Here is a 25,052-nt window from a genome sequence, read left to right as displayed (position 1 = left end):
CCAACGGCATCCCAGCGGCAGGGTGATAGCCCGCAGCGCCAACGCCACCGGCCGGTTCGGCAGGTTCTGGAGGAACTCGTCCAGCGCCAGCTCGGTGCGATGCAGCAGGTAGCCCAGGCTGTACTGCATCAGCTCTTTCTCGCCGTCCACCGGCTGGGTTTCGTGCCAGTTCTTCAGCACCATGGAAGCCAGGTACAGATTCGCCAGCATGTCCCCCAGGCGTGCCGAAATCAGCTCACGCATTTTCAGTTCACCACCCAGGGTTGTCATGGCCGCATCGGCACACAGGCCGAAGGCAGAGCTGAACCGCGCCAGAGCCTGGGCATACTTGCGGGAGGCACTGTCGAATGGCACATCAGCCTTGCCCAGGCCCAACGCCTGCGTAAAGGCCCGGGCGGCATTGCCAAATATCAGCCCGGCATGACCAAAGAACGCCTCATCAAACGCCTTGATATCGTCATTGTCCTTCGCGGCAAGCTCTTTCAGCACATACGGATGACAACGGATGGCGCCCTGGCCGAAGATCATCAGGCTGCGGGTCATGATATTGGCGCCTTCAACGGTGATCGACACCGCCGCACCACTGTAACCAATGCCCAGGTAGTTGCGGGGGCCAAGGGTTACGGTTTTACCACCGTGCACATCCATGGCATCGGTGAGGATTTCACGCTGAAATTCGGTCAGGTGATACTTGAGGATAGCGGACGGTACCGCCGGCTTCTCGCCCCGATCGATCATGTTAGCGGTGTGATTAACCGCCGCCTGAGCAATGTAGGTTTTAGCCGCAATGCGGGCCAGCGGGGCTTGTACCCCTTCCATCTCCGCCACCGGCGTATTGAACTGGCGGCGAATTCGGGTAAAGCCACCGGCCGTGCCCACAGCATAGGCAGCGGCGCCGGCAGCACCGGACGGCAGGGTGATACAGCGACCCACCGAGAGACACTCAACCAGCATACGCCAGCCCTGGCCCGCCATTTCCTGGCCACCAATAATATAGTCCAGCGGGATGAACACATCCTTGCCCTTGATCGGGCCGTTCATGAACGGGGACCCGATGGGGCAATGGCGCCGGCCGATTTCCATGCCCTCGGTATCCCGGGGGATCAGCGCACAGGTAATGCCGTAGTCTTTGGTGTCCCCCAGCAGCCCGTCCGGGTCAAACATCCGGAACGCCAGCCCGACCACCGTGGCGACTGGCGCCAGCGTAATCCAGCGCTTTTCAAAGTTCAGGCGGATACCCACCACTTCTTTACCATCCACTTCCTGCTTGCAGACGATGCCGGTGTCTGGCAGCGAAGTGGCATCAGAGCCTGCGCGAGGCCCGGTCAGGCCAAAACAGGGGACTTCCCGGCCATCGGCCAGTCTCGGCAGATAATAGTCTTTCTGCTCTTCGGTACCGTACTTCACCAGCAGCTCGCCCGGGCCGAGGGAGTTGGGCACGCCGACCGTGACCATCAGCATTTCGTTGGCGGCCAGCTTCTGCAGCACTGCAGTCTGGGCCTTGGCGGAAAACCCGAGGCCACCGTATTCCTTCGGAATGATCATGCCGAAGAACTTCTCTTTCTTCAGGAAATCCCAGAGTTCCTTGGGCAGATCGGCACGCTCAACCGCCAGATCCCAGGCGTTACACATGGAAATGGCGTGGGTGCACTGGTCGTCGACGAAGGCCTGCTCTTCCTCACTCAAACCGGTGTGGCGGTTAATCAGCAGGTTGTGCCAATCCGGGCGACCGGTGAACAGTTCGCCATCCCAACCAACGGTACCCGCTTCCAGAGCCACTTTCTCAGTGTCTGACACCTTGGGCGCCACCTTCTTGAACATGGCAAACACCCGAGGGGTGAGCCAGCTCTGCCGGAACTGGGGCAAACCCGCAACAGCGGTAACGGCCGCGCCCGCCAGAAGGACAAAAGCAAGCCAGCCAGAGGCCAGAAACAGGGACAGCACACCTACCACAACCATCACGCCAATGGCGGGTTTGGCACCGGATTCCCGGCGCATCACGTACAGCAGGCCGGCCAGAGCCACCAGAAAAAGAATCAAAGTCATCTCAGGATCTCTCTGTCTTCCATGGATTGGAGTCTCCGGCCAGTGCCGGAGCCCTTTGACTACACTTCGTTACGTTCAACTTACCCTAACAGATGTCTGTTCGCCAGATAATGACCAGTGTTCAGTCGGTTAGCACCATTACGATGTGACAATCACACGGATACCTTCCAGGGCCAGGGACGCATGCTCTACAGCACTGCGGGCGGCATCCAGCTGGGTGCGCAGGAAGTCGATTTCTTCGTTGCGGATGGCCGGGTTCACTTTCTGCAGTGCTTCCAGACGCCGAATCTCCGGCATGAAGCTGTCTTCTACCCTCGCCAGCGCCTGTTCGCGAAGCGGTGACAGATGCGGCTCCGCCAGTGTCTCGACGTGGTCGACCATGGTTTCCACCTCGGCCCGGATTTTCGGCACGATGGCCTGGGCCGTGCGTCGACGGATATTGGAACAAAGCTCATTCAGCCTTTCATGGGGCAGAGCCTTGGACAGATCCCGGCCATTCACATCCACCACCAGGCGCAGGGGCGAAACGGGCAGATACCGAGTCAACTGCAGCGATTCGGGCGCCGGACAATGCACCGCGAATACGGCTTCCAGCAGGAGCGTCCCCGGGGGCAGAGCCTTGACCGAGAGATTGGCCAGGGCAGCCTTGCCCAGACCGGAACTATTCACCGAATCCATCACCCCGGTAACCATCGGGTGCTCCCAGCTCATGAACGCCATATCTTCGCGCTGCAACGCCTGCTGACGATCCCAGGTAACGGTCAGCCCGTCTTCCGGAAGCTCCGCCACCAGACCGGCCTGGAACTGCTCGCCCGGCTTCAGGATATCCGCATGCTCACTGTGGTCTTCCAGATCAACGCCGAGGATATCGAAAGCCTGAATCATGTAATCCCGGACTTCAGCGGCGTTCTCCTCTTCCTCGATCCCGGCGATCAAAGCCTCAGCCTCATCAACACGACAGGAGTTCAGTTCAATCAGCGCATCCCGGCCGTTGTGCAATATGTCTTTCAGACGCGCCGCCTCAGACGCACTGGCCGCCACCAGTGGCTCCAACTGGCTTTCGTCTCCGTCCAGGGCCTGCTGCCACTGGCCCTGAACATGTTCCTGAACAGCAACACCCACGGCGCAGCTCTCGGCAAACGCATTCAGCCCTTCCTGGAACCAGCGGTACTGTACCTCCTGACTGGTGCCCTGAAGATAGGGGATGTGAATACGGATCGCTTCGGTCTGGCCGATCCGATCCAGGCGACCAATGCGCTGTTCCAGCAGATCCGGATTGGCCGGCAGATCAAACAGCACCAGGTGGTGGGCAAACTGGAAGTTGCGCCCTTCGCTGCCGATTTCCGAACAGATCAGCGCCTGCGCCCCCTGCTCCGTATCGGCAAAATAGGCCGCGGCCCGGTCGCGCTCAATCAGACTAAGGTGTTCGTGGAAGGCTGCACTGCGAATACCGGCCCGTAACTGCAGATAATGCTCAAGCGCCATGGCCGTGCTGGCTTTGGCACAGATCACCACCACCTTGGCCGGGCGCAGGCTGGCCAGTTTCTTCTCCAGCCAGCTCACCCGGGGATCCTGAGCCAGCCAGTCTTCTTCATCCACTGACTGCTCGAGCGCCAGCCCGGTGACACCGTATTGATGGTGTTCATACAGGTCCGGGCACGGCAGGGGTTCCGGTAACGGCTGTCGCTCCGGGAAGCCCTGAATGGCGGCCCGGGTATTCCGGAACAACACTCGCCCGGTGCCGTGACGATCCAGCAACGCATCAATCACCGCCTGGTGGGCATCATTCCGGGCCAGCAATTCGTCCAGCTCATCTCCCAGCCAACCGGCCAGGGCCTGCCGATCGTCTTTTGAGATAGTATCCGGCGCCTGCTGCAGGCGCCGGACCACCTGATTGATCACTTCATAGTGCTGTTCTTCTTCCCGGAAGGTCTCCAGATTGTGGAACCGGGCCGGGTCGAGCAAGCGCAGGCGGGCAAAGTGGCTGGCCACGCCGATCTGTTCCGGTGTTGCGGTCAGCAGCAGCAGGCCCTGGCTGGCACCGGACAACTGCTCAACCACATCGTATTCCGGGCTGGACTGTTCCGGCGACCAGGCCAGGTGATGAGCTTCGTCCACCACCATCAGATCCCAGCCCGCCGCCACTGCGTCTTTGCGGGCCTTCTCGCTGCGCACCAGGAAGTCGAGGCTACACAGCACTAGCTGGTCAGATTCAAACGGGTTAACCGCATCGTCATCACCAAAAATATGGTTAACCAGAGCGTCGACATCATCTTCTTCGGCCTTGAGGTCGTCGTACCGGGCCTGATCAATAATGGAAAAGCGCAGATTGAAACGCCGCAGCATTTCCACCAGCCACTGGTGGATCAGTGAATCGGGCACCACAATCAGCGCCCGGCGGGCTCGACCGGTCTGCAGCTGATAATGAAGAATCAGACCTGCCTCAATGGTTTTACCCAGACCAACCTCATCGGCCAGCAGAACCCGGGGAGCATGCCGGCGGGCCACTTCGTGGGCAATATAAAGCTGGTGTGGCAGGTGCTGGGTGCGTGCCCCAATCAGCCCCTGGGCCGGCGACGCCCGCAGACGGTCCATGTGCTGCAGGGTGGCGACTCGAAGCCGGAAGGCACCGTTGCGATCAAACTGGCCGGCGAAGAGGCGCTGATGAGGGGCGGAAAAATTCACAGAGCCCGCCAGCTTAACCTCGGAAATCGGCTGAATATTCTCACCGTCATCGGCGTGGTACACCAGAACGCCATCGAGATCTTCCACTGCGCGCACGGTATAGCGCTCACCGTCAAAGGTCTCTATTTCCTCGCCCTGTTGGTACACGATCCGTGACAAGGGCGCATTATCGATGGCATAGGTGCGCTCTTCATCGGCAGCGGGGAACCCCAGGGTGACTCTGCGCCCCGAGATGTCCGTTACGATACCCAGACCCAGGGCAGTATCGCTGTGGCTGACCCAACGCTGGCCGATGACAAATTCCGATGTTTCCAAGAAACCTCCGATGACTGATTACTGAGTGTTTGAACCGTTTTCCCGAACCCAATAGGCCGTTGCACCACACACCGCCGCTGGCACCACGAACAGGTTGAGCACCGGCACCATCGCCGCCAGGGCGACCGGCAGGCCGAACCCGAGAGCCGACAGCCGGGTGTCTCCCAACAGCTTGCGCAGAGCCGGAAAACTGACCTTATGGTTGTCGGCCGGATAATCCACATATTGCAGCGCCATCATCCAGCTGTTGAACAGAAACCAGAGCACAGCGGCCACCAGGTTGACCACGGGAATCAGGCCAATAATGAATAAGCCCAGAGCCCTGGGCAGGTAATAGGCAATCTTCTGAACCTCCCGCCAGAGCGCGCGGGGAATGTCCTTGATAATGGCGGACCAGCTATCGTCAGTAGATACTTCCTGACCGGTCAGCTGTTTTTCAGTGAGCTCTGCCAGGTAACCGTAGAAGGGAGAGCCAATCAGGTTGGCCACGATCACAAAGCCATAGGCCAGCATCAGCAGGATCACCACGCCGTACAGCAGCCAGAAAAGCCAATCGAGTGCCTGTAACCAGGCCCAGTCCGGCAACCAGGCCATGGCCGCAGCGATCATGGCGGTGAACAGTTCGGCCAGAAAATAGAACAGCAGACCGAAAAGCAGGATGTTGATGATCAGCGGGATGACAACAAACAACCGGAGGCCCGGCTGGCGAATCAGCCCGAAGCCTTCCCCCAGATAGCCCAGTCCACGAAAAAAGTTACCCTTGAGCATTACTGGTGTTCCTCCGCTGCCATGACAATAACGGGGCGCAAAGCATATCATGTCGGAATCATTCCCACAGCCCGCGAGGACTCTCGGATTCCACTATGCCCCGCATCCGTTCCATTATCGTCTCCATTCTGGCCATGCGACGGCTATGGCAGGCAGCGCTGTTTGTTTCCATTGCTGCGATCCTTTACCTGGCAACCACCAGTAACAGTTACCCCATCCCTGCGGCGCCCAATGACAAGATCAATCATCTGATTGCCTTTCTGGAGCTCACCCTGGTGACCCGCCTGGCATGGCCGCGGCTTTCTGTGCTTTGGTATGCCCCCGCCTTGCTGGTTTTCGGCCTGATACTGGAGGTGGTGCAAGCCAACCTGCCGTACCGGGATTTCTCCCTCGCAGATCTGACAGCGGATGCCGTTGGCATCGGGCTTGGCCTGCTGCCTTGGCCGGGACTTCGGCTGGCTCAAGAAACGGATTTGCGAAAATCGCCCGAATCCTTGTGAGATATTTCCTACAAACCTGTAGGAACTCCCTGTGACATCTCGTACGCAGTCTGTAACTCCAGTTACAGACCAAACTCTACATGAATGATTTGTAACAACTTTCCCGTGTTTGGCGAGTTCGGCAGCGCGCTCTGCGTGCATAGTTCACACGTTTGTAAAGCTGGCATTGGTAATATGAACACCGTCAAGGATGACAGGGAAAGGACGACGCACTGGATGCACCCCGGCACGGACTGCGGGGAGAAGCAGGGACACAGGGACGCTTCGCTTAAGGGATAACGAATCGGATCGCCGGCTCGGATGCTGGCACCAGGGAACGGCAGCAAGGAATGGCAACACGGCAGTTGCCCATCGCGCACGGAGGCGCCAACCTGTTCCGAATCTGAACTGCCCCGGACGGCGGTTCAGTACCTGTTCAAGGGCAGCTTGATGGCTGCCCTTTGTTTTTTCTGGTCAGAAGAATTCAGTCTCCGCCGGCCAGATAGATCCTCACCTTGTTGAATTCCTCAAACTCATTCAGGTCCGGCCAGGTTCTGGCTTCGATCACAGCCTTCTGCACATAACCGGGATGTCCAAGGTCCTTCACTCGCGAATCCGCCAGCAGCACCTGGGGCGCGGCTGCTTCGAAGGCCGCCAGTAACGGGCGATTTTCAGGGTCGTACAGAACATCCGCAGCGGTAATCAGATCGACCCTCCCGGGCCGGTTTGCCCAGTCGTCACACAGATCAATCTCCACATTGTTCAGGCGGGCATTGGCGGCCGCGGCATCCAGCGCTGCCGCGTCGATGTCGCAGGCTATGGACCGGGCAGCACCGGCCAGTGCGGAGGCGACAGCCACTACCCCTGAACCGGAGCCAAAATCCAGCACGGTCTTGCCAGCCACCACGTACGGATGCTGCAGAATCCACCGGGCCAGCACCTGCCCGCTGGCCCAGCAGAACGACCAGTACGCCGGTTCGGCCACCACAGCCTGGGCTTCATCATGGCTCAACGGTCCATCCAGCACCCCCGGGTCAAACAGATACAGCTGGATATCCGGGCAGCCCGCAGGCGCCGAAACCGCCACCCGACCTCGGCTCAGTGTTTTCTGAAGATGCCGATTGAGAACATCCGGGCTCATAATTTTCCCTCGCCAGTGCTGAAAGGACGTGGGATTGTACCCTTGTCCGGGATGCCGGGATATCGCCGGTTCGGTATACTGCCGCCTCACCCTGAATCACAGTGATCCGTTGATATGGCCAGCAGACCCGATACCGACGACTACCTCAACCTGTTCCTGAACGATGTGCCGCTGATGGACGTCCGGGCGCCGGTGGAATTTGCCAAAGGTAGCTTCCCGTCTGCAGAAAACGCCCCGCTGATGAACGACGAAGAACGGCACCGGGTGGGCATCTGTTATAAGGAAAAGGGCCAGGACAAGGCCATTGAACTGGGGCACCAGTTGGTCTCCGGCGACATCAAGGCCCAGCGAATTGAAGCCTGGAAGCGCTTTGTGGCACAACACCCGGAGGGGTATCTGTTCTGTTTCCGGGGCGGATTGCGCTCGCGCCTGACCCAGCAGTGGATCAGGGACTCCGGCATCGACTACCCGCTGGTGAAAGGCGGCTACAAGGCCCTGCGTCGCTTCCTCATTGACAGCCTGGAAGCACAGATCGAATCAGGTCAGTTCCGGATTCTCAGCGGCCGCACCGGTACTGGCAAGACCCGGGTACTGATGCAACTGCCCAATCCGGTCGATCTGGAGGGCCTGGCGAATCACCGGGGCTCCAGCTTTGGCCGGCAGGTAACTCCCCAACCCTCCCAGATCGACTTCGAGAACCGGCTGGCGGTGGCCATGCTCAAGGCCAGCCACCAGGTGGGAGGGCCAATCTACCTTGAAGACGAAAGCCGCCTGATTGGCCGCTGCGCCCTGCCGGAAACCCTTCGGGCCCGGATGTCTGAATCACCCCTGCTGATTCTGGAACAGGCCATGGAAGAGCGTATTGCCATCATCCGGGCCGACTACGTTGAAGGCATGCTGGCCAGTTACCGGGCCAGGGACGGTGAAGACGCCGGCTGGCTGAATTTCCGGGACTACCTGTTGAGCGCCATCGACCGCATTCGCAAACGCCTGGGCGGCGAGCGTTACCAGAAACTCCGTAACCTGATGCTGCAGGCTCTGGATCAACAGGAAGCCAATGGCTCCCTGGAAGGGCATCATGGCTGGATTGAGGCCCTGCTGACCGACTACTACGACCCCATGTACGACTACCAGCTTACCCAGAAACATGGCGAAATACTGGTACGGGGCGGCCCCGAAGTCATCACCGAGTGGGCCAGATCCCGCACCAGCACGTAATCTTGGGCGTTGGCAGTAATGCCGTGTACAACTTTCTCTGCTATATAGTTGGTTCAGACAAATCCCGCTGAACCACGTCATTTGTCGATAAGAACTCACTCAGAAAATATTAACGATCAAGGAGTTTTTCCCTATGGAAGAGTTATTCGGTGCTAACGGGCAGGCCTCTGAATGGGCGGATCAGGCCATTGCCCTGATCATGGCTTATGCCCCAAAGGTTCTGCTGGCGATTGTTACGCTGATTATCGGCCTCTGGCTGATCAACCGGTTCGTCAGGGTGCTGGACAACCGCCTTGGCAAAAAAGATCCGACCCTGAACAAGTTTCTCTGTGGCCTGATCAGCGCCATTCTGAAGATTCTGCTGCTGATCTCCGTCGCCTCCATGGTGGGCATCGCTACCACTTCGTTTGTCGCCATCATCGGTGCCGCCGGCCTGGCGGTGGGCCTGGCCCTGCAGGGCAGCCTGGCCAACTTTGCCGGTGGCGTGCTGATCCTTATCTTTAAACCCTTCAAGGTCGGCGATGTTATTGATGCCCAGGGCTTTCTGGGCTCGGTGCGGGAAATCACCATCCTCTACACCATTGTCGACACCTTCGACAATCGCCGGATCGTGATCCCCAACGGCCAGCTTTCCAACGCCAGCCTGACCAACCTGAGCGCCTACGAAACCCGCCGCTGCGACATGAGCTTCGGCATTGGCTATGGCGATGACATCGACAAGGCCAAGGCCATCTGCAAACGCCTGATCGAAGAGGATGAGCGCGCCCTGAAAGACCCGGCGCCGCTGATCGTTGTTGGCGCCCTCGGCGAGAGCTCGGTAGATCTGACGGTGCGCGCCTGGACCAAGGGCGCCGATCTGTGGCCGTTCTACTGGGATATGCAGGAGCGGGTGAAAAAAGCCTTCGACGCCGAGGGTATTTCGATTCCTTTCCCGCAACGGGACGTGCACATGTACAAGGCTGATTAAACGGAACCATTTCACATGGAAACATCCGGTAACTCGCAAAGTGCGTATCCTGAACTAAGCTGACGACAAGGCGGGGTAAAAACCCCGCCTGCCATCGGGGCCCGGCCCGGGAAAGGCGGATGGCTCCACAACACTGTCGATGCTGTCAGGAGGTTGTGAACATGCCGGCAAAGCAGCTGAAAACATTTCTGGATGAGGCAGGTGTTGACTACATGTGCCTCTCTCACCCCCCAGCCTTCACCGCCCAGGAACTGGCCCATCACGTCAAGATCGCCGGGGATCGGGTAGTCAAAACCGTCATTATCGAACTCGATGGCAAAATGGCCATGCTGGTGATGCCGGCCACCTGGCGTATTCGCTGGGACAGACTGAGCAAGATTCTGGACACCGATTTTGTCGACCTGGCCGACGAACAGGCCTTTCAGGATCGCTTCCCCGATTGCGAAGTGGGCGCCATGCCGCCGTTTGGCAATCTCTTTGGCATGAGCGTTTACTGCGCCGAGGCTCTGACCGAACAACCGGAACTGGCCTTTGCCGCCGGCAGCCACAGCGAATCCATTCACATGAACACCCGGGACTTCCTGAGCCTGGTACAACCCATGGTTATCAACCAGGGCTTCACCCGTCCGGGCGCCCGCAAACCGGCCTGGCTGGTCCGCAACCCCCGCCGCTCCAGCAACCGTGAGGAAGCAACCGCTACCTCCATAGCCGGCTACTGATCCACCCGGGATTGACCCCGGTCGCTTGTCTGCAGCACGGCATCGCGTAAACTGAGGCCAGCAGACAGGAACCGGATATGACACAGACCTTTGACACCATCATCGTAGGCGCCGGCATGGTCGGCGCCGCACTTGCCACCGGGCTGGGCCAGCAGGGCATCCGCGTGGCCCTGATCGACCAGGCTTCCCCCGCCCCCTATCAGCCAGACAGCCACCCGGATATCCGGGTATCCGCCCTCAGCGCCGGCAGCGAACGCTATCTGGCCAGCCTGGGTGCCTGGCCACGAATACTGACCATGCGCGCTACCCCATATTGCCGCCTGGCGGTCTGGGACGAGACACCAAATCCGCTCAAACGACTGGTGCCCCGAAGCCTGACCGAGGTGGAATTCGACGCCAACAGCCTGGGAGCGCCGCATCTTGGCCATATCGTTGAGAACAGCATTACCCAACTGGCTCTGTGGCAAACCGCCGAAACGGAAACTGACGTCACCCTGATCACAGGCCACAGCGTTCGGGACCTGGTCCAGAGCGCAGAGTACGCCACGGTGACCCTGGATGATGGCAGCCAGTTGCAGGCCCAGCTGGTGGTCGGCGCCGATGGCGCTATGTCCCGGGTGCGGGAGTTAGCGGGTATCGGTGTTACCCGGGATCAGTACGAACAGCAGGCCCTGGTGATCTCGGTGCGCTATCGGGGCAATGTGGAAGACATTACCTGGCAGGGCTTTTACCCCAGCGGCCCCAGGGCCTTCCTGCCCCTGCACAGCGCTGGCGAGCAGCACCCTGGAGAGAGCTGGGCCTCCCTCGTGTGGTACGACCACCCGGCCCGACTGGACGAACTCAAGGCCATGGACGAACAGCAACTGATGGCTGAGATCCAGCAGCATTTCCCCGAACGACTACCGGAACTGACCTACATTGACGCCAGGGCCAGCTTTCCCATCGCCCGCCAGCATGCCAAGCACTATTACCAGAACCGGGTGGTGCTGGCAGGCGACGCCGCCCACACCATCAATCCGCTGGCGGGCCAGGGCGTCAATCTGGGCTTCCAGGACGCCCAATGCCTGCAGGGCGTGCTGAAAGAAGCCCGGCGCGGGGGCGAAGACCTGGCCAGTGCGCACTGGCTCAAACTCTATGAACATCGCCGCCGGCCCGCCAACCAGCGGATGATGCTGACCATGGATCTGTTCTACCACCTGTTCAGCAATGCCATTCCGCCAGTGCACCTGGCCCGCAATCTCGGGCTTGGCGCTGCCCGGGTACTGCCGTTCGCACGCAATCGCGTCGCTCGCTACGCCATGGGCCTGGATGAACAGTTGCCCGCGCCGATTCAACAAATCGTTAATCGCCTGCCCGGCCTGGGTGGCCTATAGTGGCGTACGCGCATTTACTCGACACAAGGAGCCGTTATGTCTGAAACCATCTTCACCAAGATCATCAACCGGGAAATTCCCGCCGACATCGTGTACGAAGACGACATCAGCCTGGCCTTCAAGGACATCAATCCACAGGCCCCGGTGCATCTGCTGATCATTCCGAAGAAAGCCATTGCCACCATCAATGACATTGGGGAAGACGACCGTGAGCTGGTCGGCCATCTTTACTGGGTGGCGGCAAAGCTGGCCAAAGACATGGGCTTTGCCGACGATGGCTACCGGGTAGTGATGAACTGCGGTGAGAATTCCGGCCAGACCGTGTTCCACATTCACCTGCATCTGCTCGCCGGCAAACCCCTGGGCTGGCCGCCGTACACCGACAAGATGAAACAGGCCTAAGCATCCTTCTCACAGACTTGTCGCACAGAATGACAAAGGGCAGCACCGAGGCTGCCCTTTTTGATTACTGCACGGCCGACCGCTTCAATCGTCGGCTCCAACGCTGTTTAGCATAGCGGCGCAGGTTGGAGACATTATCGGTCTCATCCATGATCTCCGTACCCAGCAGGGTTTCCAGAATATCCTCCAGAGTCACCACCCCGAGCCAGGTTCCCAGCTCGTCGTACACCACCGCAATGTGCTGGCGCTCCCGCAGCATTTCCGAAAACAGGAACTCGATGTTGGTGTTGGCCTTTACCTGTTTGATCTGGCGCAGCCGGCTTTGCAGGTCGTCATCGTCGCTCATGCTGATCAGGTCTGCCCGATGCACGTACCCCAGGGTCTCCCCGTCTTCATCAATCATCGGGTAGCGTGAAAACGGCGACTTCATCACCTTTTCCCGGAATTCCGGCACGGTGGTGTCCGGATCGATAAATTTGCACACCGTACGGGGGGTCATGACGGAACTGACCTTGATCTCGTGGAAACGAAGTACGTTGTGGATAATCCGGCGCTCTTCCTCATCCAGAGCCTGCTGATCACGGCCGATCTCTACCAGCGCACTGATTTCGGCGCGAATATCGGTATCGCCGTCACCCGGGGCAATCCTGCGCGTAACCTGCTTCGACAGCCAGACAAAAGGTAGCAGGGCTTTCATCATGAATCCCAGCACCGCCGGCAGCGAAGGGGCGATCACACGCCAGTACTTGGCGCCGATGGTTTTCGGGATAATTTCCGAAAAGATCAGGATCGCCAGGGTCATCGCCGCTGATGCCGCACCCAGCCAGACCTCACCGAAGACAACCGCCACCTGGGCTCCAACGCCGGTAGCGCCGGCCGTATGGGCAATGGTATTGAGGGTCAGGATCGCGGAAAGCGGATCGTCGATTTCATCCTTGAGCCGGCGCAAGCGTGCAAACAGTTGCGGCCGATCATTTTTCAGGGACGCAATGTAACTGGGCGTGATAGACAGCAGGGCTGCTTCGAGAATAGAACAGAGAAATGAAAAGCCGATGGAGATAATCGCGAATGCGACAAGGAGAATCATAGGGCCTCAGAAATGAATTTGTCCCCGCCATGATAGCGCAACTGCGGGCAGGGACAAGAGCGGAAACGGCCACCGAAAGCAGCCGCTCCCAGCCTAGCGGCCAACCACCCGTTCCGCTTCCTCCATCGGGGTATGGCGAACGTCTTCGCCCTTGACCATGAAGATCACGTTCTCAGCAATGTTGCAGGCATGATCCCCCACCCTTTCCAGGGCACGAAGCACCCACATCACTGACATGCAGCGGGAAATATTGCGGGTATCTTCCATCATGAAGGTCAGCAGGGTACGGGCGGCAGCCTGGTACTCTTCATCCACCCGCTTGTCCTCTTTCATGATCCGCAGTGCCTGCTCGGAATCCAGCCGGGCAAAGGCATCCAGTGCATCATGCAGCATGGTCAGCACGTGGTTGCCAATGTGACGGATTTCGACGTAACCGCGGGGTGCCTGACCTTCCTCCACCAGCTTGATGGCCATTTTGGCAATCTTCTTGGCTTCGTCTCCAACCCGCTCCAGATCCGCCACCATCTTGATCACAGAAATCACCAGGCGCAGGTCCCGGGCAGTGGGCTGACGACGGGCGATGATCAGGGTAGCCTCTTCGTCCAGGTCCACTTCCATTTTATCGACTTTCTTGTCGTTGGCGCGCACCTCCTCCGCCAGGTGGCTATCGCCATCGACCAGGGCCTGCACTGCCCTTTCAACCTGGGTTTCCACCATTCCACCCATCTTGAGGAACTGGGTCTTCAGCTCCATCAGTTCATCATTGAACTTGTGGGAAATGTGATCCCCGTAAACGTCGTCCTTTTTATTAGGCATAGTGTCTGTCTCCGTTATCCCCGAACATGCATCAGCCGAAACGGCCGGTAATGTATGACTCCGTCAGCTCATGTTCCGGAGAGGTGAATACTTTGTCGGTTTCGTTCACTTCCACCAGGTGGCCAAGGTGGAAGTAGGCGGTGCGATGGGAAACCCGGGCCGCCTGCTGCATGGAGTGGGTCACAATGACAATGGTATAGCTCTCGGACAGCTCCGCAATCAGCTCCTCAACCTTGGCCGTGGCAATCGGGTCGAGTGCGGAACAGGGTTCGTCCATCAACACCACCTCCGGGCTCACGGCAATCGCGCGGGCAATACACAGCCGCTGCTGCTGGCCACCGGACATCCCGGTGGCGGTGGCATCCAGACGGTCTTTTACTTCGTTCCAGAGCCCCGCCTTGCGCAGGCTGTTCTCTACAATGTCATCCAGATCGGACTTGCGATTGGCCAGGCCATGGATGCGTGGGCCATACGCCACGTTATCGTAGATCGACTTGGGAAACGGGTTCGGCTTCTGGAACACCATACCCACTCGGGCACGCAACTCCACCACATCCCGCTTGGAATCGTAGATGTCCTGCTCGTCCAGCTGCAGCGAGCCCCTGACCCGACAGATGTCGATGCTGTCGTTCATGCGGTTCAGGCAACGCAGGAAGGTGGACTTGCCACAGCCCGACGGCCCGATAAACGCAATCACCTCGTTACGGGCAATATCCAGGCTGATGTTCTTGATGGCCCGGTCTTCACCGTAGAAAACCTCGACGTTGCGCAACTTGAACTTGGGATCGTCGGCAAACGGCGTTCCGACCGTTTTACCCTCTTCAATCACTGTCTCTGCCGGTCGTTCGTCCTGCACCGGAATCGCCTTCTCTTCGGGCACATCAGCCTCACTGGTTACCGTTGTATTCAGGGTATTCATAAAACTCCTCCTCACCATCGGCGCTCAAGACGCTTACGAAGCCAGATGGCCAATGCATTCATTCCAATCAGGAAAGTCAGCAGCACCATGATGGCTGCTGACGCTCGTTCGATAAAGGCAAGTTCCGGGCTGCCGGCCCACAGGAACACCTGTACAGGCAATACCGTGGCGGAATCGAAGAAGCCGTCCGGCACATCCACGATAAAGGCCACCATACCGATCAGCAGCAACGGTGCGGTTTCCCCCAGCGCCTGGGCCATGCCGATGATGGACCCGGTCAGCATGCCCGGCATGGCCAGCGGCAGCACATGGTGCAACACCACCTGCATCTTGGAGGCACCGATGCCCTCGGCCGCCTCACGGATGGAAGGCGGCACACTCTTGATCGCCGCACGGCTGGAAATAATGATAGTGGGCAGGGTCATCAGGGTCAGTACCAGACCACCCACCACCGGCACCGAACGCGGCATGCCGAACAGGTTGATGAACACCGCCAGACCCAGCAGACCGAAGATGATCGAGGGTACCGCCGCCAGGTTGTTGATGTTGACCTCAATGAAGTCCGTCAGTTTGTTCTGGGGCGCGAACTCCTCCAGATAGATGGCCGCAGCCACCCCGATCGGGAACGACAGCGCCAGAGTCACAACCATGGTCAGCAAAGAGCCAACAATCGCCCCGAGAATGCCGGCACGGGACGGATCCCGGGAATCGCCCCGGCTGAAAAACACGTCATTGAATCCGGTATCCACCACGCCGCGCTCGTACAATGCATCTACCCACGCCTGCTGCTTCTCATTCAGCTTGATGGAGTAGTTCTCATCTCCGGCATGTTTGACGTACACATCCACATCGGTATGGGACAGGAAGGTCATGGTCTGGGTGGTATTAAGTAACTCTGGGTTTTCCCGAAGCGCATCCCGCAGCTGATTGGAGGCATAGGGATTGATCAGATCTCGGACATCGTCCCTGTCCGACTCCCCGGCTTCCGGGATTTCTTTCATCAAGGCGCGGATCAAGGGCTCGACAAAGTCGGCCATTTTCATCTGGCGTTCGTCGGACGCGTCGTCCAGATACATGGCCTCACCGTCGATATCCACCTCCAGGGTAACGGTGGTTTTGATAAAGGCGGTATGGCCCTTGCCAATAATATCGGCAAACAGGATCACCAGAGCCGACAGGGCAATGGCGATGGCAGCGATACCATAGGCACGGAAGCGGCGCTCCTTGCGGTAACGGCGCTTGAGTGACTGGCGGACAAGTTCCGCCTGTGAACGTTGATCAGTCATACTGTTCCCGATATTTGCGGACAATTTTCAGAGCAATAACGTTAAGCAGGAGCGTGGCCAGGAACAGCATCGCACCCAGGGCGAAGGCGGCCAGAGTTTTGGCGCTGTCGAACTCCTGGTCACCGGTCAGCAGGGTGACAATCTGCACGGTTACGGTGGTCACCGATTCCAGCGGGTTGGCAGTCAGATTCGCCGCCAGGCCTGCAGCCATCACCACGATCATCGTTTCACCAATGGCCCGGGATACCGCCAGCAGTATCCCGCCCATGATCCCGGGCAACGCCGCAGGAAAGATAACCTTTTTCATGGTCTCGGACTGGGTGGCGCCGAGTGCCAGCGAACCATCCCGGAGCGTTTGCGGCACGGCGTTGATAACGTCGTCGGAAAGAGAAGAAACGAAAGGAATAATCATGATGCCCATCACCCCACCGGCTGCCAAGGCACTTTGGGAAGACGCATTGATACCCAGGGAAGCGGCAAAATCACTGATAAACGGCGCCACCGTCAGGGCGGCAAAGAAGCCGTAAACCACAGTCGGAATACCCGCCAGCATTTCCAGCAGCGGCTTGAAAATACCCCGTACCCGCTTGTTGGCATACTCAGACAGATAGATAGCCGATAAAAGCCCTACCGGGACCGCAACCACCATGGCAATGGCAGAGATCAGCAGCGTGCCTGTAAACAGGGGCACCATCCCGAAGGCGCCCTCGGCTGCCACCTGATCGGCGCGCAACGCCGTCTGGGGGCTCCATTGGGTGCCGAAGAAAAACTCAAAGAAGGAAATCTTCTGGAAGAAACGGAAGGTCTCAAAGGCAACCGAAAAGACAATGCCAACCGTGGTGAGGATCGCCAGCGCAGCACAGGCGAAAAAGATCCACTTCAGGGTGGTTTCAACCTGGCTCCGGGCATTCAGCTTCGGGCTGATCCGGATCCAGCCCAGAAAGCCGGCCAGCACTGCAACGGCCACAACCAGAACCGACATGTAGAGCCGACTTTGAGCACGCAACGCCTGCAACCGCTCGGCTGCCTCGGCAATCGGAGCCTCGACAAAGCCCGGAGGCAGGGCGCCACTGGCCACATTGCTGATTTTGCTGAGCAGCAGACTGGCTTGCCCTGCCCCTTCCGGCACCAGGTCTGGTGGCAGGGAGCCGATCACCAGCAACTGAATGACTTTACCCTGAAATGCCGCCCACAGTGCCAGCACAATCAATGCCGGAATGCCGCACCAGAGCGCAGCACGGGCACCGTAATAGAACGGCAGGGATTTGAGATGCCGGATACCACCCATCGGCATGGCCAATGAGCGGGAGCGGGCATATCCAAGACCATAAGCCACCACCACGAAGGCAATGACCAATAGCATGAGGTTAGCCGGTTGCATGAAAATTCCTGTTTGACACGTTTAGCAGGTCACAAGTGTAAAGCGTAAAAAACCAATTCGCACTTTCAACTATCTTACGTGCGAAAGGGTGCGGCCCTTCAGAGACGCACCCTTTCGCTCACTACTCGCGGTAGTCCGCGCTTACATCAGCTCGTCTTTGGTCAGGTTAGGCATCTTTTCAGCCTTCTCCTGCAGATCCATCAGCGCATCGCGCGGCGGAACGATCAGACCAACGCTTTTCAGGTAGCCATTCGGGCCCATGGCGCCCATGCCGGTGAACTCCTGAGCGTATTCCTGGATACCGGGAACCACGCCCACGTGGGCTTTCTTCACGTAGAAGAACAGTGAACGGGCAACCGGGTAGTCATCGGCAGCGATCGCTTCGGCAGTCGGAACCTTGCCGTTCAGAGTAGCGGCCTGCAGACGATCAGCATTCTCTTCCAGGAAGCTGTAACCGAAGACGCCGTACATGCCGGTATCACCAATCAGTTTCTGGACGATCAGGTTGTCATTCTCACCCGCTTCGATGAAAGCGCCGTCTTCGCGAATGCTCTGACACACACCTTCCATGTCATCTTCACTCATGTTGGCAACCGCAGGCAGGTCTTCACAGCCGCCCTGCAGAGCCAGCTCGTTGAAGGAGTCACGGGTACCGGAAGTCGGAGGCGGCCCCATCACACGGATCGGCTTGTTCGGCAGACTGGAATCGATGTCGCTCCAGTTCTTGTACGGGTTGGCGATAAGCTCACTCTCGTTTTTCGGGTTGGGTACTTCTTTACCCAGCGCCAGGAACAGCTGCTCCAGGGTTACTTCAAGATTTTCGGCTTCTTTGGAGCTGGCGATCACGATGCCGTCAGAACCAATGCGGAACTCGGTGATGTCCTTCACGCCGTTGCTCTGGCACAGATCAAACTCGGACGGCTTCATACGACGGGAAGCGTTGGTGATGTCCGGGTGCTGGGTGCCTACGCCCTGACAGAACAGCTTCAGGCCGCCACCGGAGCCGGTGGATTCCAGCTTGGGTGTCGGGAAATCGGTGTTGGCACCAAAACGCTCGGCTACCACAGTAGCGAACGGATACACGGTGGAAGAGCCCACGATGCTGATGGTGTCACGGGCCATGGCCGGTGCAGACAGGGCGGCAACAGAGCCGGCCAGCGCAACGGTTGCAAGTGCTTTGTTCAGTTTCATCACGTCGAGTCTCCATTATTTACTTTGGACGTTGTGTCGGATCTGCTTTACCGATGACTGCATCCTAGGGGCACTCTGTGACAACTTTGTTACAGCTTTTGAAATATAGCTGTCATTGTTCAAATTTTCTTGCAGCCCCGCGCCAGCCCGTTACCATGCACAGAAAACAACTCACAAGCTGTACAGGCGATCCTGATGACTGCGTACGATGATGACAAACCGGCCCCCCGGGGCGAGATGATGCTGCAGGTGGTGCCACTGCCGTCAGACACCAATGCCAACGGCGACGTCTTCGCCGGCTGGCTGGTCAAACAGATGGATATTGCGGCAGCGACCATGGCCGGTCGCATTTCCCAGGGCCGTAATGCCACCGTCGCGATGGACAGAATGGAGTTTCTGTCACCCTTGCGTGTGGGCTCCCAGGTGGGCTGCTACTGTGAATTGGTGGACATCGGCCGCAGCTCCATGAAAATCAACGTGGAAGTCTGGACACTGGACCGCGCCTCCAAGACACCCCGCAAGGTGACTGAAGGTCTGTTTGTGTACGTGGCGATTGATGAGCATGGCCGCATCCGGGAAGTTCCGGAGCAGAATCACTAAGCCCTCGCCATTAACTGCTGAACCAGCGCCTGGTACTTAGGGGCCAGTTCCGACGCCCGCCAGCCTTGTGGCGGGTTAAGCTCGGGAGGTTTCTTTAGCAGACGTACCAGCCGTTCAGCGGCCACCAGAGATTCACCGCCGGGATCGGATTCCAGGCTCCGGTATCGGCAGTCTGCCGGCACATATTCCCGGTAGGCCAGCCGGTCCGGTGCCAGCGGCAAGCACCCGGATGCCATCGCCTCCAGCATCGCCAGACCCTGAAAATCGTGCAGGGCGGTCGACACCACGATATCGGCACTGCGCAACAGCTGGTCGTAATCTTGCCGGTGCTCCAGAAAGCCCCAGTGTTCAATTCGGCGGGCAAATTGCTGGTAAATCCGGTCAAAGGCTTGCGGGCGGCTGCGAAAACCTTCACCCACCACACTGATGCGATAGTCCAGCTTGCGCTGCTCCAGCTGTTCCAGCAGGCCGAACAACCGGTCGGGCCCCTTGTCGTATTCCCAGCGATGATTCCATAACAGATGCGGCCGTTCCCGGTTCACGGACCGTGGCTGCTCGATAAACAACCGGTCTTCAATCGGCACCGGCAGCACCGAAGACCTTTCCCTGAGCATTTCTATCACCCCGCCGGGCACCGCATCCGGCATTTTGTTGAGAAAGCCCTCGACGCCCTGCAGAAAGCTGTCCCGGTTCCAGGCACTGTTAAAGACCACCGCATCGGCGGCCAGAGCGCTGTAAAGATTGACCATCTGCGGCTCTACCCGGCCTCGCTGCTGATCGCTGACCGGAAAGGCAAACTGGTTCTCATGCATATAAAGCAGGCAGGGGGTGTTCGCGATTCGAGGGTGCAGCCCGCGCAAGGTGGCCAGATCAACCATGGAAGTGGCAATGACCAGGTCCCAGGATTCGTCCAGGCCGGGCTGATGCAGCCAGCTCACCGGATTACCTCGAATCCGCCACTGAAAGAATCTGGGCGGAAGCGCCAGCGTCTGCCAATGATAATCGGGCAGCATGGTGACCAGTTGCTCGCGCCAGCGCTGATGACTGGCAGCATCATAAGCGGACAATAACAGAATGCGTTGGGTCATGACGGTCCAAAGCAGGAGGTCGACGTAATCGGCAAGTATATCAGGCCTCGGGCTTTCCCCGGCTCAGAGACCACAGGCCGAACACCGGTCCCGGCAAAAGCAGCAACGCTACCCAGACACCCCAGGCATTCCAGAGCCCACTGGTGAGCCAGATGGCCGGCAGGGTCAGGCCAAAGCCGACCGCGTTCATGACCGCCAGAGATGAGCCAACGGTTTCTTTCGGGGCCGTGACTGCAGCCAGCGCGGAGAATTGCGGGGAATCGGCCACCACAGCGACGCCCCAAACCAGTAGCGCCGCCATCAACAACTCCGGGGGCAGCCCGTTCATCCAGGGATAGAGCAGGCACAATACCCCGGACACCATCAACGCCCGCCGGGCAACCCACTCACTACCCAGAGTCCGACTGATCCGGCCGCCGCCAATACATCCAGCCGCACCCATACCGATCACCGCAAACGACAACCAGGGGATCAAGGCATCACCCTGTCCCAGCCGCTGCAGTTCTCGCCCGATCAACAGCGGCACCAGCGTCCAGAAGGCGTATAGCTCCCACATGTGGCCAAAATAACCACCCGCCACGGCCCGGAACCGGGGCAGGCGCAAAGCAGACAGTCCCTGTCTAAGGGGAAGCCGCCCACTGGCTTTGGGCAGGTGCGGCCCGTCACCCAACAGAAACACCAACAGCCCGCCCAGTAGCGCCAGACAGGACGATGCAAACAGTGGCCACTCCCAGGGCATACCTGATGTTACCCCTCGCATCAGATGTGGCAGAGCGGTACCCAGAGTCAGCATACCCACCAGCCAGGCCAGGGCGGCGCCGGCGTATTTAGGTGTCCAGGCAATCACCAGTTTCATACCCAGGGGGTAGATTCCGGCCAGACACAGGCCGGTAGCGAACCGGAACAGGCTGTCCAGCGGAAACACCCCGGCCACCACTACAAAGCCGGCGTTCGCCAGTGCGCCCATCAGGCTCGAAATAAGGAAGATGCGGCTGGCGCCGAAGCGATCCGCCAGGCCGGTCACCGCCAGAGCAAGCGTACCGGCAATAAAACCCGCCTGAACAGAGAGCGTAAGCCGGCCCAGATCCGATTCCGCTAACCCGAGTTCGGCGGACAGGGATAGCCAGACCCCGTTGATGCTGAACCAGAGGGAGGTGCCGAACAATTGTGCGAGCACAATGACTGGCAAAGGATAACGTTGCAGTAGGCTAGTCATATTATTGTCTTTGTGGTTACCGGAAAGCCAAGCCTAGCTCGAAACCCGACTGAGACCCCATGCGACTTTGGTGCCCGATCACGGTTTGGTTAAACGATCCAGCCGCAGGCGCTCCCGGTCATCAAACAGCCGCCGGCCTCCCCAACTGACCGCCATCACTGCACCAAACCCCGTGCCGACGGTAATAAACAGCATAACCAATATCTGGTACTTAACGGCGACCGCGGGCGGGCTGCCCGCCAGTATCTGGCCGGTCATCATGCCCGGCAGGCTGACAATTCCGGCCGCCGCCATGGCGTTGATGGAGGGCATCATGCCACTGCGCATGGCTTCCCGGCGAATATCTTCCAGTGCCTGCTGCCAGGTCTGGCCCAGCATCAGCCGGTTCTCGATCACCGCCCGCTGGCGCCAGACCGAGTCATTCAGGCGATCCAGGGCCAGGCTGACCCCGGTCATGGTGTTGCCCAGCATCATGCCCAGCAAAGGAATCGCATACTGAGGGGTATACCAGGGCTCCGGACCAATCACCACCGCCAGTGCCAGCACGGTCACGGTAAACGACGACACGAACATCGCGCCGGTGCCAATACCAAACGCCCACCCGCCTTTCAGGCGTCGGCTCTGGCGCGCCACCACTTCCCGGCCTGCCACCAGCAGCATGACCGCCGCCAGCAGCGCAATCCAGTAGAAGGCGGAAGAGGCAAACAGGGCTTCCAGTACCAGGCCAATCAAAGCCAGCTGAATAACCGTTCGTATGGCCGCCACCAACAGGCTGCGGGTGATCCCCAGCCGCCCCAGGTAGGCTGTCGCTGCCAACGCCAGTACCAGCAAGGCCGCCAGGCCCAGCTTCCACCAGGCCAGGTCAATCACTTCCATGGACAGGCTCCAGTGCGGATCCTCGAATCCGATAGTGAGCGTTGGCTACCCGATGAATCTGGGCGGAATCATGGGCGACCCACAGAGTGGCGATCTGCCGCTGTTCAATCTCCTGCAACAGCCAGCGTTCGATCGCCTCTGTCGATTCGTTATCCAGATTGGCGGTCGGTTCATCCAGCAGCAGCGCGTCTGGTTCCTGAATCAAGGCCCGCCACAACGCGAGTCTTTGCCGCTCACCGGAGGACAAGCGGCTGACCGACCAGTCCATAACCTCGGCAGTGAAACCCAGAGCGGCAGGCAAACGCTCACAAGCCCCCTCAGGAAAGTGTGCGCTTACCTCATCAAACCACCACTGGCTTTCCGCCGGCACCATTACCACCTGCCGTCGCCACTGGTGTGCCGGCACACTCTGTTGATCGAGGTTATCCAGAGAAATCTGACCGCCGTGGGGCTCCAGATCGGCCACCGCGCGCAATAACCGGCTCTTGCCACTGCCAGAGGCACCGGACAGGCACGCTACCTGTCCGCCGGGAACGGTCAGCGTTACTTCACGCAGCGCGCCAACGCTGACCCCTTGCAACAACAGCCCGGTCAAAGCCAAGTCACCAGGGCAGTTCCTCACCATTGCTGTGCCAGAACGACCCGGTATTCTCCAGGGTCAGATTGGCAATGCGTTCGGCCAGCCCCCTGGCAGACTCCTCCGGCGTGATCAGCCCGCCAAAGTTCACCATTCGCGTTTTCACATAACCGGGATGCAACTGAGCCACGGCAATGCCCCGTGGTTTTAGATCCACGGCCAGTGATTTACCAAAGGCATTCAGGGCCGCCTTGGAGGCGCGATAGCCGTAGCGGCCGCCGGAGTCATTATCGGCAATGGAGCCCATCCGGCTGGTGATATTGGCGATCTTGCTGCCCTGCCCCATCAGAGGCACCAGGGCTTCGGCCACGCGCAGCGGGGCGTAGGCGTTGATTTCCATCTGGGTGCGAATGGAATCGAAGTCGATACTACCCAGCTGCTCGTCCTGCAGCAGTCCGGCGTTATTGATCAGCAGGCTGATGGACTTGCCGGCCAGACCGGATTTCAGCTTATCGATGCCGGCATCGGTGGTGACATCCACGCCGTCGATCACCTGACCCGCCACACCGGCAAGCTCTTCCGAGGACTGTCGGCATACGCCAATGACCTCGCAGCCTTCGGCGGCATAATGCCGGGCCAGTTCCAGACCAACACCCCGATTGGCACCGGTAATGACCACCACATTGGAATCAGACATAGCCTTTTTCTCCTATTGGTTTCTCCGCTCGTTCCGGCAACCATACTGACAACGCTGCCGCTGTGGCTACCAGGGCAGCGGAAATCCACAAACAGGCTTCCAGCCCGTAGGCCTGATACACCCAGCCAGAGAGAATGGTGCCCAGCAGCCGGCCGGCGGCGTTAGACATGTAGTAGAACCCCACATCCAGCGATACACCGTCGCCCCGGGCGTAGCTGACAATCAGGTAGCTGTGCAGCGAAGAGTTGATGGCAAACAGTACCCCGAACAACAGCAAACCACCAACCACCACCATCTGTGCCGGCCAGCCGGCCATCAGACCACCGGCAATGGCGGCAGGAACCAACGCCAGCACTGCCGCCCAAAGCACGGCACCGGACTTACCGTTGGCGTGGCCGGTGATTCTGGGCGCAAGAGTCTGGACAAAGCCATAGCCGATAATCCAGCTGGCCATAAAGCCGCCCACCTGCCAGTGGTCCCAGCCGAACACCGTGGCCATATACACCGGCAACGCCACCACAAACCACACGTCCCGGGCACCAAACAGAAACATCCGGGCGGCCGACAACACGTTGATGGCCCGGCTTTTGGACAGGATCTCGCTGAACTTGGGTTTGGCCTTGCTCTTGCCCAGGTCCTGACCCAGCAGGAACAGACTGGCCAGCCACACCAGCCCCAGCGCTACCGCCATGAGGATTACCGCACCGGTAAACCCGGCGGCCATCAGCAACACGCCGCCCAGAAAGAATCCCACCCCTTTCAGGGTGTTCTTGGAGCCGGTGAGAATCGCCACCCATTTGTAAAGGGTGCCCTGCTGCTCGTCCGGTACCAGCAGCTTGATACCGCTCTTGGCGGACATCTTGTTGAGGTCTTTGGCAATACCCGACAACGCCTGTGCCGCCATCACCCAGGGCACCGTGAGCATGGCCGCCGGCACGGCCAGCATGGCCAATGCAACAATCTGCAGGAACAGCCCGATATTCATAGTGCGGTTCAGGCCCATCCGGGCGCCGAGATAGCCGCCCACCAGGTTGGTCACCACCCCGAAGAACTCGTAGAAGATGAACAACAGGGCGATTTCCAGGGGCGAATAGCCCAGCTGGTGAAAGTGCAACACCACCAGCATTCGCAGGGCGCCATCGGTCAATGTGAAGGCCCAGTAGTTGCCGGTGATCACCAGGTACTGGCGAATGGAGGCATTCATA

23 protein-coding genes are annotated in these 25,052 nt (G+C 59.1%); 7 read left to right on the top strand and 16 right to left on the bottom strand.

From position 1 onward, the window contains the following. The 3 genes from B3Y70_RS10570 to cysZ form a co-directional block, all read right to left on the bottom strand. Positions 1–2,046 (bottom strand): acyl-CoA dehydrogenase (locus B3Y70_RS10570; RefSeq protein WP_288589765.1); only part of this gene is annotated, 2,046 nt, incomplete at its 3' end. A gap of 138 nt (positions 2,047–2,184) precedes the next feature. Beyond that, complete coding sequence (gene rapA, locus B3Y70_RS10565) at positions 2,185–5,046, bottom strand: RNA polymerase-associated protein RapA (protein ID WP_273031747.1); 2,862 nt, start codon at positions 5,044–5,046, stop codon at positions 2,185–2,187. Positions 5,047–5,064: 18 nt separating this feature from the next. Next, on the bottom strand, positions 5,065–5,814 hold the full coding sequence (gene cysZ / locus B3Y70_RS10560; RefSeq protein WP_011787023.1) for a sulfate transporter CysZ: 750 nt from the start codon (positions 5,812–5,814) through the stop codon (positions 5,065–5,067). Positions 5,815–5,909: 95 nt separating this feature from the next. Here cysZ and B3Y70_RS10555 point away from each other — a divergent pair, with 95 nt between their 5' ends. Continuing rightward, positions 5,910–6,314, top strand: coding sequence for a teicoplanin resistance protein VanZ (locus tag B3Y70_RS10555; protein ID WP_023009474.1), 405 nt, complete (start codon positions 5,910–5,912; stop codon positions 6,312–6,314). Between the two features lie 463 nt (positions 6,315–6,777). Here the strand turns inward: B3Y70_RS10555 and B3Y70_RS10550 are convergent, their stop codons facing one another. Beyond that, the gene (locus B3Y70_RS10550; protein ID WP_273031744.1) at positions 6,778–7,434 is read right to left on the bottom strand and encodes a 50S ribosomal protein L11 methyltransferase; all 657 of its coding nucleotides are present in this window, start codon (positions 7,432–7,434) and stop codon (positions 6,778–6,780) included. A gap of 114 nt (positions 7,435–7,548) precedes the next feature. Between B3Y70_RS10550 and mnmH the strand changes: the two genes are divergently transcribed. The 5 genes from mnmH (at position 7,549) to B3Y70_RS10525 (ending at position 12,113) form a co-directional block, all read left to right on the top strand. Then, positions 7,549–8,652, top strand: a complete 1,104-nt coding sequence (gene mnmH, locus B3Y70_RS10545; protein WP_273031742.1) for a tRNA 2-selenouridine(34) synthase MnmH — start codon at positions 7,549–7,551, stop codon at positions 8,650–8,652. A 133-nt stretch (positions 8,653–8,785) separates the two neighbouring features. After that, positions 8,786–9,619 carry a mechanosensitive ion channel family protein gene (locus tag B3Y70_RS10540; RefSeq protein WP_011787027.1) on the top strand — a complete coding sequence of 278 codons (834 nt, stop codon included), beginning with the start codon at positions 8,786–8,788 and terminating at the stop codon, positions 9,617–9,619. Positions 9,620–9,780: 161 nt separating this feature from the next. Beyond that, positions 9,781–10,338 (top strand): aminoacyl-tRNA deacylase, encoded by a 558-nt coding sequence (locus tag B3Y70_RS10535; RefSeq protein WP_113879125.1) that lies wholly within the window; start codon positions 9,781–9,783, stop codon positions 10,336–10,338. A 77-nt stretch (positions 10,339–10,415) separates the two neighbouring features. After that, positions 10,416–11,711: an FAD-dependent monooxygenase gene (locus tag B3Y70_RS10530; protein ID WP_273031736.1), complete on the top strand. Its 1,296-nt coding sequence runs from the start codon at positions 10,416–10,418 to the stop codon at positions 11,709–11,711. A gap of 36 nt (positions 11,712–11,747) precedes the next feature. After that, positions 11,748–12,113: a histidine triad nucleotide-binding protein gene (locus B3Y70_RS10525; RefSeq protein WP_011787030.1), complete on the top strand. Its 366-nt coding sequence runs from the start codon at positions 11,748–11,750 to the stop codon at positions 12,111–12,113. A 64-nt stretch (positions 12,114–12,177) separates the two neighbouring features. Here the strand turns inward: B3Y70_RS10525 and B3Y70_RS10520 are convergent, their stop codons facing one another. From B3Y70_RS10520 to B3Y70_RS10495, 6 genes are all read right to left on the bottom strand, one after another. Next, positions 12,178–13,200, bottom strand: coding sequence for a CNNM domain-containing protein (locus B3Y70_RS10520; RefSeq protein WP_011787031.1), 1,023 nt, complete (start codon positions 13,198–13,200; stop codon positions 12,178–12,180). 93 nt (positions 13,201–13,293) lie between these two features. Then, positions 13,294–14,016: a phosphate signaling complex protein PhoU gene (phoU, locus tag B3Y70_RS10515; RefSeq protein WP_011787032.1), complete on the bottom strand. Its 723-nt coding sequence runs from the start codon at positions 14,014–14,016 to the stop codon at positions 13,294–13,296. Between the two features lie 31 nt (positions 14,017–14,047). After that, a complete protein-coding gene (gene pstB / locus B3Y70_RS10510) occupies positions 14,048–14,935 on the bottom strand; it encodes a phosphate ABC transporter ATP-binding protein PstB (RefSeq protein ID WP_023009471.1) in 888 nt (295 codons plus the stop codon). An 11-nt stretch (positions 14,936–14,946) separates the two neighbouring features. Further along, on the bottom strand, positions 14,947–16,221 hold the full coding sequence (pstA, locus tag B3Y70_RS10505) for a phosphate ABC transporter permease PstA (protein WP_113879120.1): 1,275 nt from the start codon (positions 16,219–16,221) through the stop codon (positions 14,947–14,949). Further along, positions 16,214–17,602 (bottom strand): phosphate ABC transporter permease subunit PstC, encoded by a 1,389-nt coding sequence (gene pstC / locus B3Y70_RS10500; protein WP_011787035.1) that lies wholly within the window; start codon positions 17,600–17,602, stop codon positions 16,214–16,216. The genes pstA and pstC overlap by 8 nt, the downstream gene beginning before the upstream one ends. A 141-nt stretch (positions 17,603–17,743) precedes the next feature. Then, entirely contained in the window at positions 17,744–18,796 is a 1,053-nt protein-coding gene (locus tag B3Y70_RS10495; RefSeq protein ID WP_153740276.1) for a substrate-binding domain-containing protein, read from the bottom strand. A gap of 192 nt (positions 18,797–18,988) precedes the next feature. Between B3Y70_RS10495 and B3Y70_RS10490 the strand changes: the two genes are divergently transcribed. Beyond that, positions 18,989–19,393 (top strand): acyl-CoA thioesterase, encoded by a 405-nt coding sequence (locus B3Y70_RS10490; RefSeq protein WP_011787037.1) that lies wholly within the window; start codon positions 18,989–18,991, stop codon positions 19,391–19,393. Here the strand turns inward: B3Y70_RS10490 and B3Y70_RS10485 are convergent. The 6 genes from B3Y70_RS10485 to arsJ form a co-directional block, all read right to left on the bottom strand. After that, the gene (locus B3Y70_RS10485; RefSeq protein WP_272999113.1) at positions 19,390–20,481 is read right to left on the bottom strand and encodes a tRNA-queuosine alpha-mannosyltransferase domain-containing protein; all 1,092 of its coding nucleotides are present in this window, start codon (positions 20,479–20,481) and stop codon (positions 19,390–19,392) included. The two genes, B3Y70_RS10490 and B3Y70_RS10485, sit on opposite strands and share 4 nt — an antisense overlap. Positions 20,482–20,521: 40 nt before the next feature. Continuing rightward, positions 20,522–21,697 (bottom strand): MFS transporter, encoded by a 1,176-nt coding sequence (locus tag B3Y70_RS10480; protein WP_272999112.1) that lies wholly within the window; start codon positions 21,695–21,697, stop codon positions 20,522–20,524. Between the two features lie 78 nt (positions 21,698–21,775). Beyond that, positions 21,776–22,573 (bottom strand): ABC transporter permease, encoded by a 798-nt coding sequence (locus B3Y70_RS10475; protein WP_286896575.1) that lies wholly within the window; start codon positions 22,571–22,573, stop codon positions 21,776–21,778. After that, complete coding sequence (locus B3Y70_RS10470) at positions 22,560–23,168, bottom strand: ABC transporter ATP-binding protein (protein WP_286896573.1); 609 nt, start codon at positions 23,166–23,168, stop codon at positions 22,560–22,562. The genes B3Y70_RS10475 and B3Y70_RS10470 overlap by 14 nt, the downstream gene beginning before the upstream one ends. Before the next feature lie 7 nt (positions 23,169–23,175). Further along, on the bottom strand, positions 23,176–23,847 hold the full coding sequence (locus B3Y70_RS10465; protein WP_278351005.1) for an SDR family oxidoreductase: 672 nt from the start codon (positions 23,845–23,847) through the stop codon (positions 23,176–23,178). Further along, positions 23,840–25,051 (bottom strand): organoarsenical effux MFS transporter ArsJ, encoded by a 1,212-nt coding sequence (arsJ, locus tag B3Y70_RS10460; RefSeq protein ID WP_288589762.1) that lies wholly within the window; start codon positions 25,049–25,051, stop codon positions 23,840–23,842. The genes B3Y70_RS10465 and arsJ overlap by 8 nt, the downstream gene beginning before the upstream one ends. Between the last annotated feature and the right edge of the window lies 1 nt (position 25,052).

Source organism: Marinobacter sp. UBA5687, assembly GCF_002420325.1.
GTDB lineage: Bacteria > Pseudomonadota > Gammaproteobacteria > Pseudomonadales > Oleiphilaceae > Marinobacter > Marinobacter nauticus.
Note: the sequence above shows the minus strand (reverse complement) of the source record. Positions and strands in the feature narration are given on the sequence as shown.

What these genes read in the sequence shown, in the direction of transcription:
- cysZ (WP_011787023.1), bottom strand. Translation starts at nt 5,814, where the DNA reads ATGCTCAAGGGTAACTTTTTTCGTGGACTGGGCTATCTGGGGGAAGGC.
- B3Y70_RS10555 (WP_023009474.1), top strand. Translation starts at nt 5,910, where the DNA reads ATGCCCCGCATCCGTTCCATTATCGTCTCCATTCTGGCCATGCGACGG.
- B3Y70_RS10550 (WP_273031744.1), bottom strand. Translation starts at nt 7,434, where the DNA reads ATGAGCCCGGATGTTCTCAATCGGCATCTTCAGAAAACACTGAGCCGA.
- mnmH (WP_273031742.1), top strand. Translation starts at nt 7,549, where the DNA reads ATGGCCAGCAGACCCGATACCGACGACTACCTCAACCTGTTCCTGAAC.
- B3Y70_RS10540 (WP_011787027.1), top strand. Translation starts at nt 8,786, where the DNA reads ATGGAAGAGTTATTCGGTGCTAACGGGCAGGCCTCTGAATGGGCGGAT.
- B3Y70_RS10535 (WP_113879125.1), top strand. Translation starts at nt 9,781, where the DNA reads ATGCCGGCAAAGCAGCTGAAAACATTTCTGGATGAGGCAGGTGTTGAC.
- B3Y70_RS10530 (WP_273031736.1), top strand. Translation starts at nt 10,416, where the DNA reads ATGACACAGACCTTTGACACCATCATCGTAGGCGCCGGCATGGTCGGC.
- B3Y70_RS10525 (WP_011787030.1), top strand. Translation starts at nt 11,748, where the DNA reads ATGTCTGAAACCATCTTCACCAAGATCATCAACCGGGAAATTCCCGCC.
- B3Y70_RS10520 (WP_011787031.1), bottom strand. Translation starts at nt 13,200, where the DNA reads ATGATTCTCCTTGTCGCATTCGCGATTATCTCCATCGGCTTTTCATTT.
- phoU (WP_011787032.1), bottom strand. Translation starts at nt 14,016, where the DNA reads ATGCCTAATAAAAAGGACGACGTTTACGGGGATCACATTTCCCACAAG.
- pstB (WP_023009471.1), bottom strand. Translation starts at nt 14,935, where the DNA reads ATGAATACCCTGAATACAACGGTAACCAGTGAGGCTGATGTGCCCGAA.
- pstA (WP_113879120.1), bottom strand. Translation starts at nt 16,221, where the DNA reads ATGACTGATCAACGTTCACAGGCGGAACTTGTCCGCCAGTCACTCAAG.
- pstC (WP_011787035.1), bottom strand. Translation starts at nt 17,602, where the DNA reads ATGCAACCGGCTAACCTCATGCTATTGGTCATTGCCTTCGTGGTGGTG.
- B3Y70_RS10490 (WP_011787037.1), top strand. Translation starts at nt 18,989, where the DNA reads ATGACTGCGTACGATGATGACAAACCGGCCCCCCGGGGCGAGATGATG.
- B3Y70_RS10485 (WP_272999113.1), bottom strand. Translation starts at nt 20,481, where the DNA reads ATGACCCAACGCATTCTGTTATTGTCCGCTTATGATGCTGCCAGTCAT.
- B3Y70_RS10480 (WP_272999112.1), bottom strand. Translation starts at nt 21,697, where the DNA reads ATGACTAGCCTACTGCAACGTTATCCTTTGCCAGTCATTGTGCTCGCA.
- B3Y70_RS10475 (WP_286896575.1), bottom strand. Translation starts at nt 22,573, where the DNA reads ATGGAAGTGATTGACCTGGCCTGGTGGAAGCTGGGCCTGGCGGCCTTG.
- B3Y70_RS10465 (WP_278351005.1), bottom strand. Translation starts at nt 23,847, where the DNA reads ATGTCTGATTCCAATGTGGTGGTCATTACCGGTGCCAATCGGGGTGTT.
- arsJ (WP_288589762.1), bottom strand. Translation starts at nt 25,051, where the DNA reads ATGAATGCCTCCATTCGCCAGTACCTGGTGATCACCGGCAACTACTGG.